The organism is Levilactobacillus koreensis JCM 16448, assembly GCF_001435525.1.
Classification (GTDB): domain Bacteria; phylum Bacillota; class Bacilli; order Lactobacillales; family Lactobacillaceae; genus Levilactobacillus; species Levilactobacillus koreensis.
In genome coordinates, this window is record NZ_AZDP01000050.1 from 1 (window position 1) to 2,091 (window position 2,091).

At 41.9% G+C, this 2,091-nt stretch carries 2 protein-coding genes; both read left to right on the plus strand.

The annotated features are described in order from the left end of the window. Positions 1–64: 64 nt before the first annotated feature. Positions 65–1,282 carry an IS21 family transposase gene (gene istA, locus FC99_RS03875; protein WP_048734103.1) on the plus strand — a complete coding sequence of 406 codons (1,218 nt, stop codon included), beginning with the start codon at positions 65–67 and terminating at the stop codon, positions 1,280–1,282. 11 nt (positions 1,283–1,293) lie between these two features. Beyond that, on the plus strand, positions 1,294–2,031 hold the full coding sequence (gene istB / locus FC99_RS03880) for an IS21-like element helper ATPase IstB (RefSeq protein WP_048734105.1): 738 nt from the start codon (positions 1,294–1,296) through the stop codon (positions 2,029–2,031). Positions 2,032–2,091: the final 60 nt, after the last annotated feature.

A 2,091-nucleotide genomic window follows, 5' to 3' on the forward strand; every position in this document is an offset into this window, starting at 1 on the left:
AATTGTCGGTTTTCCTACATTTTTTGATATCATAAATCACATTGGAACCAAGGAGGTTATCGATGTGAGATACGATATTCGAGAAGGAGTGCAGACTTACGTGAAAAATAATTTAAAGCCTAACTACGCTGCCCTAGCCCGACAATACGGGGTTGATTACCGCACCGCCAAACGAGCATTTCAAGAGGCCCAAGCCCCAATAGCGTTGAAGAAAACGACTAAGCGTCCCAGTAAGCTTGACGCTTACCGAGACATTATTGAAGATAAGATTGAGCTTAACTGTTCAGCGATGGCTATCTTCAAATTCATTCAGAAGAAGGGATTTACTGGCCAATACACGATTGTCCGTAACTACTGCGCCGGTCTCAAAAAAGAAAAAGTTCATAAAGCTACAATACGTGTTGAACACACGCCTGGACTATCAGCTCAAGTGGATTGGAAGGAAGAAATGACGCTATATTCACGCGATGGGAAGCCACATCACTTCAATGTCTTCCTGTATGTTTTACCATTTTCAAAGTTGAAATTCATTACGTTAGTCTTCGATCGGAGTCAGGATACCCTGTTCAGTTGCTTAGATGATGCCTTCGAAGCAACTGGTGGCGTTCCTCATGAAATCTGGTTCGATAACATGAAGCAAGTCGTTGATCACTCAAAGTCTAATTTTGGAAGGGCCGTGTTCAACGAACGATTTAAACAATTCTGTCAAGATGCCGGTTATAAACCAATTGCTTGTCGGCCGTTAAGGCCACAAACAAAAGGAGTCGTGGAAGCCTTGGCACGAACCATCGAACGTCTCCGGCCATATAATTATGAGTTCGATGATGGCGTAGATTTGATTCATATCGTCGATGAACTCTGCGATGATTTAAATCACGAAGTGTCACAATCAACGAACCAAGTTCCTTTAGATAAATTTGAGTACGAAGAAAAAGAGTACCTCCACGAACTACCGGCTAACCTGCTAGATTCCTTCTTCGAAGAAGACATTACCCGTGTCGTATCGAAGGAATCGATGGTTAACTTCCGTAAGTGCAAGTACTCTGTAGATCCGCGTTACATAGGTCGGACAGTCAACATTGAACTATCTGATAATGCACGCCAACTTCAAATCTATTATAACGGAGAACCAATCCGTTCGCACGACATTACGACTCAAGCCTTAAATTATCATGAGGATGACCGCGTTCAAATCCTAAAATCCGACCTCCTTAAAGGTCGGAATGATCAAGAAATTAAGGCATTTATCGCAGAACATCTATCTCAATATGACGAAGTGTGAGGAGTAAATAAATGAATAGTAAATTCCAGGAATTAATGACCAACTTAGATACTTTGGGTTTAGCCAAGATGCATGCGTACTTACCAAACTTTCTTGATCAAATCAACGAGCAAGAACTCTCATTTACAGAGGCTATGCTTAAGCTCACTGACGTGGAGCTTGAATGGCAAGAACAACGTCAAGTTCAACGAATAGTTGAACGAGCAAGGTTCCCCCAGAATAAATCTTTGAGAACTTTTGACTTCTCATTTCAGCCCAGTATTAATCAGCAGAAAATAAAGAGTTTTAGCGACTTAGCGTTCTTGGAGAAACAAGAAAACTTAGTCTTTATCGGTAGTCCGGGCGTCGGTAAGACGCATCTAGCCATTGGAATAGGCATGGCGGCCTGTCAGCAAGGAAAACGAACCCTATTTATCAACTGTCATGACCTCTTACTAAGGCTGCATACGGCTTACGAGAAGGGCGCCCTAGACCGTTGTATTAACCGTTATGCACGATATGACTTATTGATTATCGACGAGATCGGCTATTTACCAGTAGAACATGACGAAGCCAACCTTCTTTTTCAGTTAATTAATGCGCGATATGAACGACACTCAACGATAATTACTAGCAATAGCGAGCTTTCAACATGGGTCGAGATTTTCAAGAATCCAACAGTCACCGCTGCCATTCTAGACCGCTTAGTTCATCATTCCCATATCATCAAGATAACTGGAAAATCATACCGCCTAAAAGCAACAAACTAACCGCCAAAAACCTACATTTTTAAACCGCCATTTTCCAACATTTCTACGCCGCTATTGACA

Bases quoted from the DNA above. Each gene is read 5' to 3' on its own strand.
- istB (WP_048734105.1), top strand. From the start codon at position 1,294: ATGAATAGTAAATTCCAGGAATTAATGACCAACTTAGATACTTTGGGT.